General features: G+C 70.8%; 13 protein-coding genes and 1 pseudogene. 3 read left to right on the top strand and 11 right to left on the bottom strand.

Translation table 11 applies throughout. The features are described 5' to 3' along the window. Positions 1–31: 31 nt before the first annotated feature. From OJJOAM_RS25015 to OJJOAM_RS25005, 3 genes are read right to left on the bottom strand one after another with little or no spacing between them, the layout of a single operon-like run. Positions 32–169 (bottom strand): hypothetical protein, encoded by a 138-nt coding sequence (locus tag OJJOAM_RS25015; protein ID WP_422651090.1) that lies wholly within the window; start codon positions 167–169, stop codon positions 32–34. Further along, positions 166–1,227, bottom strand: coding sequence for an MlaA family lipoprotein (locus OJJOAM_RS25010; RefSeq protein ID WP_422651055.1), 1,062 nt, complete (start codon positions 1,225–1,227; stop codon positions 166–168). Before OJJOAM_RS25010 ends, OJJOAM_RS25015 begins: the two co-directional genes overlap by 4 nt. 48 nt (positions 1,228–1,275) lie before the next feature. Continuing rightward, a complete protein-coding gene (locus OJJOAM_RS25005) occupies positions 1,276–3,888 on the bottom strand; it encodes an MMPL family transporter (RefSeq protein ID WP_422650260.1) in 2,613 nt (870 codons plus the stop codon). Between the two features lie 104 nt (positions 3,889–3,992). On the opposite strand from OJJOAM_RS25005, the gene OJJOAM_RS25000 reads away from it, so the two are divergent. After that, positions 3,993–4,730, top strand: coding sequence for an MlaC/ttg2D family ABC transporter substrate-binding protein (locus tag OJJOAM_RS25000; RefSeq protein WP_422650259.1), 738 nt, complete (start codon positions 3,993–3,995; stop codon positions 4,728–4,730). Positions 4,731–4,741: 11 nt separating this feature from the next. Here OJJOAM_RS25000 and OJJOAM_RS24995 read toward each other — a convergent pair whose 3' ends face one another. From OJJOAM_RS24995 to ispH, 6 genes are all read right to left on the bottom strand, one after another. Next, positions 4,742–5,782, bottom strand: coding sequence for a lysylphosphatidylglycerol synthase domain-containing protein (locus OJJOAM_RS24995; protein WP_422650258.1), 1,041 nt, complete (start codon positions 5,780–5,782; stop codon positions 4,742–4,744). Next, positions 5,779–6,621, bottom strand: a complete 843-nt coding sequence (gene hpnK, locus OJJOAM_RS24990; protein ID WP_422650257.1) for a hopanoid biosynthesis-associated protein HpnK — start codon at positions 6,619–6,621, stop codon at positions 5,779–5,781. The genes OJJOAM_RS24995 and hpnK overlap by 4 nt, the downstream gene beginning before the upstream one ends. A gap of 89 nt (positions 6,622–6,710) precedes the next feature. After that, positions 6,711–8,132, bottom strand: coding sequence for a hopanoid biosynthesis associated radical SAM protein HpnJ (gene hpnJ, locus OJJOAM_RS24985; protein ID WP_422650256.1), 1,422 nt, complete (start codon positions 8,130–8,132; stop codon positions 6,711–6,713). Then, complete coding sequence (gene hpnI, locus OJJOAM_RS24980) at positions 8,129–9,325, bottom strand: bacteriohopanetetrol glucosamine biosynthesis glycosyltransferase HpnI (protein ID WP_422650255.1); 1,197 nt, start codon at positions 9,323–9,325, stop codon at positions 8,129–8,131. The genes hpnJ and hpnI overlap by 4 nt, the downstream gene beginning before the upstream one ends. 6 nt (positions 9,326–9,331) lie before the next feature. After that, the gene (hpnH, locus tag OJJOAM_RS24975) at positions 9,332–10,606 is read right to left on the bottom strand and encodes an adenosyl-hopene transferase HpnH (protein WP_422651054.1); all 1,275 of its coding nucleotides are present in this window, start codon (positions 10,604–10,606) and stop codon (positions 9,332–9,334) included. Between the two features lie 46 nt (positions 10,607–10,652). Continuing rightward, positions 10,653–11,588: a 4-hydroxy-3-methylbut-2-enyl diphosphate reductase gene (gene ispH / locus OJJOAM_RS24970; protein ID WP_422650254.1), complete on the bottom strand. Its 936-nt coding sequence runs from the start codon at positions 11,586–11,588 to the stop codon at positions 10,653–10,655. Between the two features lie 364 nt (positions 11,589–11,952). Between ispH and hpnA the strand changes: the two genes are divergently transcribed. Continuing rightward, positions 11,953–12,954, top strand: coding sequence for a hopanoid-associated sugar epimerase (gene hpnA, locus OJJOAM_RS24965; RefSeq protein ID WP_422650253.1), 1,002 nt, complete (start codon positions 11,953–11,955; stop codon positions 12,952–12,954). Between the two features lie 151 nt (positions 12,955–13,105). Here hpnA and OJJOAM_RS24960 read toward each other — a convergent pair whose 3' ends face one another. Then, positions 13,106–13,582: a hypothetical protein gene (locus OJJOAM_RS24960; RefSeq protein WP_422650252.1), complete on the bottom strand. Its 477-nt coding sequence runs from the start codon at positions 13,580–13,582 to the stop codon at positions 13,106–13,108. A 264-nt stretch (positions 13,583–13,846) separates the two neighbouring features. Between OJJOAM_RS24960 and OJJOAM_RS24955 the strand changes: the two are divergent. Further along, positions 13,847–14,186: pseudogene (locus OJJOAM_RS24955) on the top strand (hypothetical protein). A 34-nt stretch (positions 14,187–14,220) separates the two neighbouring features. Here OJJOAM_RS24955 and OJJOAM_RS24950 read toward each other — a convergent pair. Beyond that, positions 14,221–14,817, bottom strand: coding sequence for a lipocalin family protein (locus OJJOAM_RS24950; protein WP_422650251.1), 597 nt, complete (start codon positions 14,815–14,817; stop codon positions 14,221–14,223). Positions 14,818–14,909: the final 92 nt, after the last annotated feature.

The following is a 14,909-nucleotide window of genomic DNA, read 5'->3' as shown; positions in this document are numbered from 1 at the left end:
CGGTGCCGACGGCGGCATCGCGATGCGCGCGCTATGCGCGAGCGTGCTGAATCAGCCGGCGCAATTGGGCGAGCTGCTGCGGCTTGCCGGCGATGCCGCCGCGGCGCGGCGCGGCCTGCGCCGGCTGGCGGCCGTGCTGCCAAGCTCGGCGGGCGAATCGCGCGATCATTGGGGGGCTGGGGCTGGGGCTGGGGCTGGGGCTGGGGCCGGGGCCGGAGCTGGAGCTGGAGCTGGAGCTGGAGCCGGGGCCGGAGCCGGAGCCGGAGTGTGGGCTGGAGTTGGGGCGGGGCCAGAGGTCGGGGCTGGCACTGGAGTTGGGGCCGGGGCGGGGCTTGAGCCGACCTCGGGCCCGGGCGTCGCCGTCGCTGGCGACGCTCCGCCGGCCGCGCCGGCGCCTTCGTCTCCGTCATCGCCATAGTCCGGCAGATCGCCGGACTCCCCACCGCGCAGTCGCTGGCGGCGCTGCTGCAGATAGGCGTCGCGCACGAAGCTGTACTTGTCCAGTGCGGCCTGCTCCAGCAGGCTGGTGGCATCGAGCAGATTGCTGCGCGTATTGACGAACTGCAGCGCGAACAGGCTGTTGCGCCAGGCCGGATCCATATAGGTCACCGGATCGGCGAACACGTCGCCGGCCATGCCGATGCCGTCGCGCACGGTGCTGGGCCCGAACAGCGGCAGCACCAGGTACGGCCCCGACGGCACGCCCCAGGTGCCCAGCGTCAGGCCCAGGTCCTGCGGATGCCTCGGCAGCCCGGCCGGCGTCGCGATATCGATCAGCCCGCCCAGGCCCAGCACGGTATTGATCGCGACCCGCATCACGCTCTCCGCCGCGGCGACGCCCTTGCCCTGCAGCAGGTTGTTGATCGCATTGCCGACGTCGCCGAAATTGTTGAAGACATTGGTCACCGCGGTGCGCACCGGCTGCGGCGTGACACGGCGATAGCCCTTGGCGACCGGCACGGCGACATAGGTATCGATCTTGTCGTTGACGGTATAGACGGCACGGTTCAGCGGCTCGAGCGGGTCGGCCGGGTTGGCGTTCGGCCCGGTCGCGCAGGCCGCGCAGCACAGCGCGGCAAGCGGGATCAGCCGGCGCAGCGCTGCCGGCGCGGTCAGCGGAGATGAAGAGTCCGAAAGGCGTAAAAGCGGCGAAAGGCGTGAACGGGGCCAATGGCGTGAAAGGAGCCAATGGCGTGAAAGGGGCGAAGGAGACGAGGGCTCTGGCATGGCGATCATGGTGGCGTCGTGGTCGGTCCGTCCGCGGCCTCGGACAATTCAGCGCGACTGGCGCGGCCGTCCCATCAGGATAGGCTGGAAAAACACCGCGCCGGCCAGCGTGCAGACCAGCGACAGCGCCAGCAGCTTGCCCATGCTCGCGGTGCCGGCATGGTGCGACAGCCACAGGCTGCCGAACGCGGTGGCGGTGGTCGCCGCGCTGAACAGCACCGCATGGGTCAGGCTGGACTGCAGCAGGCCGGTCTTGCCCTCGCGCCATGCGATCACATAGTAGATCTTGAAGGCGACGCCGATGCCGAGCAGCAGCGGCAGCGCGATGACGTTGGCGAAGTTCAGCGCGATGCCGAACACCACGCACAGCTCCAGCGTCAGCACCGCCGATACCAGCAGCGGCACCAGCGTGCGCAGCACGTCGGCGAAGCGGCGCAGCGTCAGCCACAGCAGGACCGCGATCGACAGCACCGCCCACGCGCCGGCCTGCGCGAACGCGCTCAGGATGGTGTGGGCCGAGCCGCGCACCGCGATCGGGCCGCCGGTGGCCTCCGGCGCGATCGCCAGTACCGCCGGCACGAAGGCGTCAAGCGCCGCCTCGCGCGCGCGTTCGCCGGGCGGCAGGCGCGGGCTGACGGTGACCAGCGCGCGGCCGTCGGGCGTCAGCCAGTCGCGCACCAGTTCGCGCGGCAGCGAATCGATGGCGACGCGCTCGGCCCGCAGCGCCTGCGCCAGGCCCGCCAGTCCCAGCCGCAGCGGCAACGCGATGGCCCGTTCGGCGCGATCGCGGGTCGCGGCGTCGGCATCGGCCAGCTTGCGCAAGGCCTGCGCTAGCCGCCGCGCCTCGGTCACGCCGGCGGCAGGCGTGGTACCGGGTGCCGAGCGGGTGTCGGCCGCCAGTTCGAGCTGGCCGGCCGTGCGGCGCAACGCGGCCACGCGCAGCGGATCGGCTGCCGGCGGCGCGGTGGGCTGGGTCAGCGCCGGCAGCAGCGCCTGCGCCGCCGATGCGATCAACGACAGCCTGGCGTCCTGATCGGGCGGCACGAAGCTGTCGAGCGTGGTGACGCGCTCGACCTCGGGCCGCGCCAACAGCCGCGCCGCCAGTTTGCGGGCGGCATCGAGCGAGGGCGCCAGCACGCTGACATCCTCGGTGCCGGCCTGCGGCGCGTCCTTCAGCGATCGCAGCGTCGCCATCGATTCGGAGGCCGGGTCCTTCAAATTCAGCGGATCGAAATCGAAGCGCAGCTGCGTCAACAGCGGCGAGGCGGCCAGGATCGCGAGGCAGGTGACCCACAGCACCGGTTTGCGATGGCGCTCGAAGAACTCGTCGGCGGGCGCGAGCCAGCGGATGCCGGGCGCCACGGTCTCGCCGTTGGGCTGCAGCACGCGGATCAGCGCCGGCAACAGCGTGACCGTGGTCAGGAACGCGACGAACATGCCGACGCCGGCGATCAGGCCCAGCTCGGCCACGCCGCGATAGTCGGTCGGCAGGAAGGCGAAGAACGCCGCGGCGGTGGCCGCGGCCGCCAGCGACAGCGGGATCGCCAGCGCCTGCGCGGTATGGGCCAGCGCCGTCACGATATGGTCGCGGTCGTGGCGCTCGGCGCGGTAGCGCACGCCGAACTGGATGCCGAAGTCGACGCCGAGGCCGACGAACAGCACCGCGAAGGCGACCGAGATCATGTTCAGCGCGCCGACCATCGCCAGCCCCAGCGCCGCGGTGACGGCCAGGCCGGCGAACAGGCTCAGCAGCACCGCGACGATCAGCCGCGCCGAACGCAGCGCCAGCCACAGGATCAGGATCACCACCAGCACCGTGACCGCGCCGTTCAGCGCGGCGCCATCGGCCACCGAGGCGAACTCGTCGTCGGCCAGCGCCTGCGGCCCGGTCAGCCGCACCTCGGCCGCGTAGCGCTGTGCCAGTTGCAGCTGCGCCGCGCTGGCGCGGATCGCGGCCGAGGCATCGGCGCCCGCCTGCAGGTCGCCGTAATCGAGCACCGGGCTGACCGCGACGAAGGCCAGCGCGGGGCCGGCCGCCGGCGTGGGATCGGCCAGCGTGCGCCAGGACAGCGCCGCCGGCCGGCCCGCCAGTACCTGCTCCAGCGTCATCGCGCTGCGCGAGAGCAGCGGCGCCATCTGCGCCAGCGTGACCTGGCCCATCTGCAGCGGCAGGCCAAGCGTGACCGACAGCGTGTCGGCCAGCCCGCGCAAGGACGGATCGCGCGCCAGCGCATCGAGCAGCGGCCGTGCATCGGTCAGATCGCGCGTGACCCGCGCCAGCGTCGGCGTATCGAGAAACAGCAGGCCGTTGCGCGCGAAGAAGGCGCCGCCGCCCGGCTGGCGCACCGCCTCGAAGTGAGACGGCTGATTGCGCAGCGACTGTGCCAGCGCATCGGCGGCGGCTTCGGCCAGCTCGGGCACCGGCGCCTGCACGACCGCGAGGATCATGCGGTCGCGGTCGGGGAAGGCCTGGTTCAGCGCGGCATCGTAGCGGGCCCACGGGGCGTCGACGTCGAGCAGCCGGCCGATATCGGTATTGATCGCGAAGTGCCGCGCCGCATACCAGCCGCTGCCGGCGCAGACCACGGCCGCCAGCGCGATCGTCAGCCAGGCGCGCGCGGTCGCCAGCATCACCAGGCGGGTAATGGCCGCGGTCAGCATGCGGCTCCAGCGCGGGCGCAGGCCGCGACAGCGGCGCTGGCGGCGGGGCTATACTCGATCGCTCGGATCGCCATGTTCGTCGTCATGCCGTCGGATCGCTCGCCATGTTCCCTGTCCGCTCCCGTTCGCCGATTCCCGCGCTGGCCATCGCGCTTCCCCTCGCACTGCGCGCCGCGCTGCCGATCGCACTCCCGATTGCGCTGCCCGTTGCACTCCCCATTGCACTCCCCCTTGCACTCCCCATCGCGGCCGCCACGCTGATCTGGCCGCTGCCTGCCAACGCCGCCGAGCGCGCCGCGCCCGACCGGTTGGTGCGCACCGCGGTGGAAGGGGTGATTTCCGCGGTGCGGGCCGATTCCGCGGCCAGCGCCGGCGACCAGGCCAGCGTCGTGGCCGTGGTACGGCGCCAGTTCCTTCCCTATACCGATTTCGCGCGCACCACGCGGCTCGCGCTCGGTCCCGCCTGGCGCACCGCCAATCCCGCGCAGCAGCAGCAACTGGTCGAGCAGTTCCGCACGCTGCTGGTCCACACCTATGCGCTGTCGCTGTCCCAGCTGCGCGGCCAGAACGTCGAATTCCGCTATGCGCCGGTGCAGGGCGGCGCCAATGCCGACGACGTGGTGGTGCGCACGCGCGTGATCACCGCGGGCGACGAGAACCAGATCGACTACCGGCTGCGGCGCGGCGCCGACGGCTGGAAGATCTACGACATCAACATGATGGGCGCGTGGCTGATCGAGGTCTATCGCCGCCAGTTCGGCGACATCGTCGAGCGCGACGGCATCGACGGGCTGATTCGCTACCTGTCCGAGCACAACGCGCGCCAGGCCGGCGGCCGCTGAAGCGCCGCGCCTCATCGCCGGCCGCTCCGTACGGCCGCGGCCGGTTCGCCGTGCCGGTCGCGCCAGCGGCGCACCTCGAACCACTGCCACGACAGCAGCGCCGGCACGCCGTACAGCACCTCGCGCGCGCGGCGCACCAGCGCCAGCGACAGCGCGGTCTGCGCGTCGATGCCGAGCAGCTGGCCGAGCAGCATCACCACCGCCTCCTGCACGCCGAGCCCGCCCGGCACGAAGAAGGCCATATTGCGCGCCGCCATCGTCAACGACTCGATCGCCAGCGCCTCGCCGAACGACACCGGATGGCCCAGCAGCCGCAGCGCGAACCAGGTCTCGACGGTGCCTGCGGTCAGCCCCAGCAGTTGCCAGACCGCCGCGGTGACCGGCGTGCGCAGCCGTCCCAGCAGCGAGCGGATGCGCTGGTCCAGGCCTGCGCCGAGGTCGGCGCCGGCGATTGCATCGACCATCCGGTGCTCCTCGCCCAGCAGGCGCCGGGCCAGCCGTTCGAGCCGCGCGAACAGCGCGCCATGCCGCAGAGCCAGCGCAAACGCGACCGGCAGCGGCAGCGACAGCAGCAGCCCGCCGCCGATCGTCAGGGCACGCTGCTCCTGATGGCCGCCGGGAATCGCGGCGATCAGCAGCAGCACGCCCACCACACAGAACAGGTACTGCGAGAACAGCGTGACCATGACCTCGACCACCACGCTGGCGGTGACCGCGCTGGTGTCGCCGACCTGCAGCCTTCCCAACCGGATGCCGGCCAGCTCGCCGCCGACATTGGCGGTCGGCAGCAGCCGGTTGACGGCTTCGCGCACGCTCGCCACCCACCACAGGAACAGCATGCCAGGATGCGCGGCGGGCGCCGCGGCGCGCAGCAGTCCCTGCCAGGCGCGTGCGTCGAGCGCGATCGCCACGCCGTGCACCGGCAGCAGCCACAGCAGCGGCCAGCCGGCGCGGGCGACGGTGTTGGCGATCTGGCCGACGCCCTGATGCACGATCAGCGCGCCCAGCGCGATCAGCCCGATCAGCCCGGCCAGCAGTCCGAGCCGCTTCATCGCCGCCACCCCGGCGACCCGCGCGAGCCGTCGATGCCGATGCGCGCCGGCAGCTGGTCGGCGAAGCCGCCGCGCCGCGGCGCGACCTGCTCCAGCGCGGTGCGCACACGTGGCGACAGCAGCGCGGCCAGTTCGTCGGCATGGCGGTAGCCGCGCATCGACGGCGCGATCCGTTCGCCGGATTCCGTCGCCGGATGCAGATAGAGCTCGACCACGCCGGGCGGCAGCGTCCGCAACGCGGCCAGCACGGCGTTCTCGTCCATCGCGCCGCTGCGGGCGATGCCGATCACGTAGTCGTTGTGCGCGATGCCGGCGGCATCGAGCCGGCGGCGCAACAGCGCGAGCCACGGGCGCAGCCACCACGGCGCGCCCGTCTCCCGCGGCAGCCGCATCGCGCGCAGGCCGTAGTCGCGGCCGATGGCGAGGATCAGCGACAGCACGGTCGGATGCAGATGGAAATGCTTGTGCGTATTGACGTGATCGAGCGCCAGGCCGGTCGCGGCGAAGGCGGCGAACTGCGCGCGGGTCTCCGCGGCCAGCTGGCGGCGCACCGCATCGGACAGGAAGAAACGCAGCCCGTCGCGCGCCATCGCCGAGCCGAAGCGCCCCTCGGCGTCGACCAGGTCGGGGATGGCGGCCGGCGGCAGCACCGACGGACCGTCGGCCAGCACCAGATGCAGGCCCACGCGCAGCTGGGGCAGCCGGTGCGCGCGCGATACCGCATCGGCGGCGGCCGGTGCGCCAACCATCAGGCTGGCGGCGTCGAGCACGCCATGCCGGTGAGCCAGCTCGATCGCCTCGTTGACGGCCGGATGCAGGCCGAAGTCGTCGGCGGTCACGATCAGCGCGCGTGGCCGCGTCCGGCCCGTCGCCGTCGCAGTGCCTGCGGTCGCGGCCGTGGTCGAGGTAGTGGTCGGGATCGGCAGGATCAAGCCTCGTGGGTATGCAGGAAGCGGAAGAACTGGACGCCCTCGCGCAGCCGGCGGCGCGTCATTTCCCAGCTGCCCATCATCTCTCGGGTGATCTCCCAGATCTTGGACGGCCGGAAATAGAAGCGCCGGTAGAAGGTCTCGACGCCGTGATAGATCTCGTCGCGCGACAGATGCGGATAGCTGATCGCCGCCAGCTGCACGCCGCGGTCGTTGACCAGCGGGATCACCTTGTCGCCGGCCAGCCAGCCGTTCTCGAGCGCCTGCCGGTACAGCGCGGTGCCGGGGTAGGGCGCGGCCAGCGAGACCTGGATCGTATGCGGATTGATCTCCTGTGCGAAGGCGATGGTCTTCTCGATGGTCTCGCGCGTCTCGCCCGGCAGGCCGAGGATGAAGGTGCCGTGGATCGTGATGCCGAGCTTGCGGCAGTCCTCGGTGAAGCGCCGCGCGATATCGGTGCGCAGGCCCTTCCTGATGTTCAGCAGGATCTGGTCGTCGCCCGATTCGTAGCCGACCAGCAGCAGGCGCAGGCCGTTGTCCTTCATGATCTTCAGCGTGCTGTAGGGGACGTTGGCCTTGGCATTGCACGACCATGTCACGCCCAGCTTGCCGAGCCCGCGCGCGATCTCCTCCACGCGCGGCTTGAAGTCGGTGAAGGTGTCGTCGTCGAACATGATCTCGCGCACCTCCGGCATATTGCGGCGGATCCATTCGACCTCGGCCAGCACGTTCTCCGGCGAGCGTACGCGATAGCGGTGGCCGCCGACCGTCTGCGGCCACAGGCAGAACGTGCAGCGCGAGCGGCAGCCGCGGCCGGTGTAGATCGATACGTAGGGGTGCAGCAGATAGCCGATGAAATAGTTGCGAATGTTCAGGTCGCGCCGGTAGACCGGCGAAACGAAGGGCAGCGCGTCCATGTCCTCGATCATCGGCCGCGGCGGGTTGTGTTCGATGGTGCCGTCGGCCGCCCGATAGCTGAGCCCGGCGATCCGCGGCAACGGGATGCCGGCGGCGACGTCGCGGCAGGTGTAGTCGAATTCCTCGCGGCAGACGAAGTCGATCGCCTCGCTGGCGGCCAGCGTGCCGCCGGGATCGACCGCGGCCTTGGCGCCGACCATGCCGAGCCGGATGGTCGGATAGCTGGCCTTCAACGCCTGCGCGAAGCGCACGTCGGCCGGGAACGACGGCGTGCTGGTATGCACGATCACCAGCTCGTATTCGCTGGCGATGGCCAGCGTCTGCTCGAGGCTCAAGCCATCGGCCGGCGCATCGAGCAGGCGGCTGTCCGGCACCAGCGCGGCCGGCTGCGCCAGCCAGGTCGGATACCAGAACGAGCGGATCTCGCGCCTGGCCTGATAGCGCGACCCGGCACCGCCATCGAAGCCGTCGAAGGAGGGCGCTTGCAGGAACAGGGTCTTCATCGGGTCCTCCGGGAGACGGAAGGGGGCTGCATGTCGGCGAGTTCGTGCGAACGTGGCGGCTCTGCGCGGGCCGCGGCGCTCGCCACCCCGTCGCGCGTCCATTGGATGGCAAGACGCGTGCCGCGCCAGCGCACCTGCCGGCCCGCCATCGCCACCGTCCATTCGAGCAGCAGCAGCGTATCGCGCAACGGCGCGCGCAGCGCCGCGCCGGCATCGCGGCAACGCAGCGTCCGGGCCAGCGCCCCGAACGCGGCCACGAGTGCGAGCCCACGCGAGGACGCCAGCAGCAGCCCGAACGCCAGCATCGGCCAGGTAAAGGTCAGGAAGACCAGCGCGAAGCCGGCCGGATCGAGCGCGCGCAGCGTCCGCAGCCAGCGCAACTCGTGAGACCACAGCGCGCGGGGCGTGGTTTCCGCGATATCGGTACCGACCACGACCTCGGACAGCACGGTGCGCAGCCCTTGCCGGCGGGTCAGCTCGCCGAGCCAGTAGTCGTCGGCGAGCCGGTCTGCCAAGGCCGCGAAGCCGCCGATCCGCAGCAGCGCCTCGCGCCGCAACGCAATGGTCGCGCCGAAGCCGAAGCGCTGGCTGCCGGCCGCATGCGCGACGCGCACCGCGGGAACGAACCACTCGTCGATGAATTGCGCGCCGAGCCGCGCCCAGGTGCCGCGCAGCGGCCGGCCGCGATACAGGCAGGTCACGATGCCGACGCGCGGATCGGCCAGCGGCGCGGTGACGCGCCGCAGATAGTCGGCACGCACCGCGATATCGCTGTCGGCGATCACCAGCCGCTCATGGCGCGCCAGCGGCAGCATCGCCGCCAGGTTGGCGACCTTCGGGTTGACGGTCGGCAGCGCCGGCGCGCCCTGATGCGCGCCGATCGCCACGGCGATATCGCAGTCGGGGAACGCCCGCTGCAAGCGCTCCACCACGGCCAGCGCGGCATCGTCGGGATTCCACACGCCAAACACCAGCTGGAAGCAGGGATGGCGTTGCCGGCAGAAGCCGGCGAGATTGCGGTACAGGCGCGGCTCGTCGCCGCACAGCGGCTTGAGCACCGTCACCGGCGCGAGGCCGTCATCGCCTTGCACCGGCGGCGCGGGCACGGGACGGCGGCTGGCCCACCAGGCCGCCGCCGCATAGCCCGACGCCAGCACGGTCACGATGCCGCCGGCCAGTCTTGCCCAGTCCATGCGCGTTCAATGCAGCGCCGTGGCCCGCCGGTCCGGCTTCGCGGCGTTGGTGGAACCGGCGCGATCGGCGGACTCCGCATACCCCGCGGAACCGGCGGAACCGGCGGAACCTGCTGCATCGGCGGCGGAATCGGCCGGCCCGGCGGCGCGGCGCCGGATCTGCTCGAGCTTGATCTCGACATGGCGCGAGAACACGTACTCGGCCGGCCGCTGGCCGTCCAGCGCAATATCGGGCGCCATCGGGCCGTCGGTGCGCACGCCGCGCAGCGCAACGCGCATCGCCTTCAGCGGATGCGCGACGGTATCGGCCACCGCGGTGGCCTCATAGCCGCTGTGCACCATGCAGTTGGCGCATTTCTCGTAGTTGCCGGTGCCATAGGCGTCCCAGTCCGTGTCCTCCATCAGCTCGCGGAACGTCGCGGCATAGCCTTCGCCGAGCAGGTAGCAGGGGCGCTGCCAGCCGAACACGGTGCGCGCCGGATTGCCCCAGGGCGTGCAGCGGTAGGTCTGGTTGCCCGCCAAAAAATCGAGGAACAGCGTCGACTGGCTGAAGGCCCATTGCCGGCCGCGCCGGCCGCGCGCGAGGATGTCGCGGAACAGCTGGCGCGTCTTGCCGCGATGCAGGAAGTGCTGCTGGTCGGGCGCGCGCTCGTAGGCATAGCCGGGGGAGACGGTGATGCCGTCCACACCCATCGCCTTGACCGAGTCGAAGAAACGGGCCACGCGCTCCGGATCGGCATCGTTGAACAGCGTGCAATTGATGTTGACGCGAAAGCCGCGCTGCTTGGCGGCGCGGATCGCGGCCACCGCGCGCTCGTAGACGCCGGGCTGGCAGACCGCGCGGTCGTGCATCTCTGGGTCGCCGTCCAGATGCACGGACCAGACGAAGTAGGGGCTCGGCCGGTAGGCGTCGAGCTTCTTCTCCATCAGCAGCGCGTTGGTGCACAGGTAGACGAACTTGCGGCGCGCGACGATGCCTTCGACGATGGCCGGCATCTGCTTGTGCAGCAGCGGCTCGCCGCCGGCGATCGAGACCACCGGCGCCCCGCATTCGTCGACCGCCGCCAGGCATTCGTCGAGCGACAGGCGCTGGTTCAGGATGGGTTCGGGGTAGTCGATCTTGCCGCAGCCGGCGCAGGCCAGATTGCAGCGGAACAGCGGCTCGAGCATCAGCGCGAGCGGATAGCGCTGGCGGCCGGCCAGCCGCTGGCGGACCACATAGGCGCCCACGCGGGCAACCTGGAGCAGGGGGGATGGCCAAGGCGCGCTTCCTCCTTCGATGTGGGTGGATGGATGCCTGGGCGGGATCGCGCTTCGCCCGGCGGCTTCAAGTCACGGTGACGCCGGCCAGTTCGGCGGGCAGGCGGAATTGCGCGTGTTCCTCGCGGCCCGTCATGGTGCTGACCTCGACCGGCCCCAGCCGGCGCAGCGCGGCAAGCACGTCCTCGACCATCGCTTCCGGCGCGGACGCCCCGGCCGTGATGCCCACCGCGGCGGCATCGCGCACCCAGGCGGGGTCGAGCTCGCTGCCGTCGGCGATCAGATACGACGGCACGCCGCTCTCGGTGCCGATCTCGCGCAGGCGGTTGGAGTTGGAACTGTTGGGCGCGCCGATCACCAGCAGCACGTCGACCTGCGTGGCCAGCTTGCGCACCGCGCTCTGGCGATTCTGCGTGGCATAGCAGATGTCGCGCGTGTCGGGTCCGACCAGATCGTGGAAGCGCCGTTCCAGCGCCGCGATGATGCCGCGCGTATCGTCGACGCTCAGCGTGGTCTGCGTGACATAGGCAAGCGGCGTGTCGGCGGCCAGATCGAGCTGCGCGACCTCGGCCTCGTTCTGCACGAGGATCACGCGGCCGGGGATCTGGCCCATCGTGCCGACCACCTCGGGATGGCCGGCATGGCCGATCAGAATGACGATGCGGCCGCTGGCGGCGTATTGCCTGCCCTGGTTATGGACCTTGATGACCAGCGGGCAGGTCGCGTCGATCGCATGCAGCTGGCGCGCCCGCGCTTCCTGCTCGACGCTGCGCGCGACGCCGTGCGCGCTGAAGATCGTGACCGCGTCGGCCGGCACCTCGTCGAGCTCCTCGACGAAACGCGCGCCCTTGTCGCGCAGGGTGTCGACCACATGGCGGTTGTGGACGATCTCGTGGCGTACGTAGACCGGCGCGCCGTGCTTGACCAGCGCGCGATCGACGATCTCGATCGCTCTTACCACGCCCGCGCAGAAGCCGCGCGGCTGAGCCAGAATCACCCGCATGGAGACGTTCCCCCCTGGCAATACAACCTGGACACCGCGCCTTGACACCGGGCCCTTGACGCGGGGCCTTGACGCAGCGTTGCCGGCATGCCGCCGTGGAGCCGGCGCCTTGTCCGGTGTGCGGGAAGCGCTTCCCGTCGCACGGTGGTTACTATATACCCGCGTTGGCGGCTTTGCCCGGCCGGGCCGGGGCAAGTCCGGCGCGGGTCTGGCGCAGGTCTGACGCAGATTCGGCGCAGATTCGGCGCAGATTCGGCGCAGATTCGGCGCAGATTCGGCGCGCCCGGGGAGTCCCGCCCGACGAAGGACCGCGCGAAAGACTGTGCGAAAAGACAGCGCGCAGCACAGCACCATGGAGAGCCCGATGGAAAGCATCGACGACGACATTCTGGTCACCGGGGCATCGGGCTTTCTCGGCTCCGCGGTGGCACGGCAAGGACTCGCGCGCGGCTGGCGCGTGCGCGTGCTGGTCCGCGCCGGCAGCCCGCGCGGCAATCTGGAGGGCCTGCCGGTGCGTATCGTCGAAGGCGATATGTGCGATCCGAAGTCGGTCGAGCGCGCGATGCGCGGGGTCCGCTATCTGTTCCACGTGGCGGCCGACTACCGGCTGTGGGCGCCAGAGCCCGAGGCCATCGTCCGCACCAATGTGGTCGGTGCCGAGACGATGATGGGCGCGGCCCGGCGCTGCGGCGTCGAGAAGGTCGTCTATACCAGCAGCGTCGCCACGCTGCGCGTGCAGGGCGCGACCGCTCCGGTCACCGAGACCGCCACGCTGTCGCCGCAGCAGGCGATCGGCGCCTACAAGCGCAGCAAGGTGCTGGCCGAGCGCGCCGTCGAGCGCGAGATCGCCGCGGGCTTGCCGGCCGTGATCGTCAATCCTTCGACCCCGATCGGCCCGCGCGACATCCGGCCGACGCCGACCGGCCGGGTGATCGTCGAAGCGGCCAGCGGGCGCATTCCGGCCTTTGTCGATACCGGGCTCAATCTCGCGCATGTGGACGACGTCGCGGCGGGGCATTGGCTCGCGCTCGAACGCGGACGCATCGGCGAGCGCTACATCCTCGGCGGCGAGGACGTGCCGCTGCGGCAGATGCTGCGCGATATCGCCGAGCTGACCGGCCGCCGCGGCCCGCTGGTGCCGCTGCCGCGCTGGCCGCTGATCCCGTTCGCGCATCTGTCCGAGGCGATCGCGCGGCGGCGCGGCACCGAGCCGCTGCTGACGGTCGACGGGCTGGCGATGTCGCGCTACCGCATGTACTTCAGCTCGGACAAGGCGCGCACGGAACTGGATTACCGGCCGCGGCCGTATCGGGAAGGGCTGCGCGATGCGGTGGAGTGGTTTCGGGGGGCAGGGTATCTGCGCTGAGGGTAGAAGCAGGGCTGGCGCGCCAATGCATCGGCGGCCCGCAGGCCGCCGATCCAAAATCAATGCTCACGATCAACGCTCACGATCAACGCCGGATGTGGGCGGACTTACCGAAGCAGTGGCTTACCAACTCACTTACCAACGCAGGGACTTACCAGCGCAGCTGCTTGTTGCGCTGGCCCGCGCTCAGCGTGGTGCGCTTGGTGTTGCCCTGATAGTCCGCGGTGACCTGGTAGGTGCCCTTCGGACCCTTGATCAGGCAGCGCGGTCCGGTCGAGCGGAAGTTCGCCACCTGCTTGCCGCCGCGCGACAGCGTGATATCGACATCGGACAGATATTCGCCGCGCGGGCCTTCGGTCATCAGCAGGCCCATGTCGTAGTTGCGGGCCTCGGCGCGCATCGCTTGTTGCTCGTCTTCGGCGACGCCGCCGCACACATAGGTAAAGGGCCCCGCGGTCTGCGGCGTCAGGTCCGCCGCGAGGGCAGGCACGCTCAACGCCAGCGCACCGAGCGCGGCGGCGCCGAGCCGGGCAAGGCGGCGGGAAAGTTGGCGAGCGTGGCGGGGAGGATCGGAACGGCCGGAATGGCCAAGGCAGGACGATTCGGATGCAAGAGTCAGTGTCTTCATCGATGTTCTCCTGTGACAGGGATAGCAGTTTGACGATGTAGATGCCGGGTTTGTTCTCGCCTTGCCGGCAATTTGCCGGCGTTTTTTTTGGTGTTCTTGCCGATCGCGCAAGAGTCGGCCGGTTCTGCGAGTTGCCGCGGAGCACCGTGGCTGGCTGCGGACCCGGTAATACAGCGTCACAAATGCAACACTTCGCGCGGCCAATATTACGGCGCCGCCGCATACAGTACGGCCATGTTCAACGGCTCCTCAGGGGGGACAACCATGAAACGGATTCTCGCAATGGTCGCTGTGGGCGGTGCCATGCTGGCAGCCAGCGCCGCGGCGCATGCCGGGGTGGACATCCATATCGGCGTCGGCGTGCCCGGCGTGGTGGTGGCGCCGGCACCGGTCTACCGGCCGGCTCCGGTCTATGCCCCCCGCGCCCGTCTATGCACCGGCTCCGGTCGCCTACGCGCCGGCGCCCGTCGTCGTGGCGCCGCGCCCGGTGGTGGTCGCTCCGGCCCCGGTCCGTTACGGCCCGCCGTATGGCTACGCCCGCGGCTGGCATCGCCACGACGGCTATCGCGAGGCGCGCTGGCGCGATCATCGTCACTGGCATTGAGCCACGGCGCCGCCGCCGTACCGGCCCGGCATCCTCAGGCCGGCGCGGCGGGCGCCGGCGCCTCCTGCAGGATCACGTGTTCGGTCATGCGCAGGGCCTCGACGTCGTAGCCCAACTCGGCGACCCGATGCAGCAGTTGCGAGCGCAGCGCCGGCTCCGGGTCGCGCGCCCGCGTCAGGATCCATAGATAGCGTCCCGACGGCTCGCCCACGATCGACCAACTGTAGTCCTCGGCGTGGTCCAGGATCCAGTAGTCGCCGACATAGAACGGTCCGAAGAACGACACCTTGAACTTGGCGTTGCGGCTGTCCGGCACCACGCGCGCCTTGCCGCGCGAGATGCGGGGCTTGCCGGTGGCGTCGCGGCCGGCGCGGTTGACGATGTCGATCAGCCCGTCCGGCCGCAGGCTGTACTCGGCGGTAACCGCGTCGGCGCCCTGCTCGAAGTGGTTTTCGTACCGCGCCATCTCGTACCAGCGGCCCAGGTAGGGGTCCAGCTCCACGTCCTTGTCCGGCTCCGGCACGTGCGGATTGCGCACGGGTTCGCGCGAGCGCGCGGCCAGCAGCAGTGCCGCACCGACGCTGGCGACGCCGGCGAGCGTGGCCAGCGTGGTCATGCGAGCCTTGTTCATCTCTGCCTCCTTGGGTCCTTGGGTCCGTGGGGTCGGGTCATCGGCCAGTCTAGGCAGCGATGACGGCGGGCGGCATCGGTCCGCGTCCTACG

The sequence above is a fragment of the Cupriavidus sp. H18C1 genome, from assembly GCF_049311595.1.
Classification (GTDB): Bacteria; Pseudomonadota; Gammaproteobacteria; order Burkholderiales; family Burkholderiaceae; genus Cupriavidus; species Cupriavidus cauae.
Note: the sequence above shows the minus strand (reverse complement) of the source record. Positions and strands in the feature narration are given on the sequence as shown.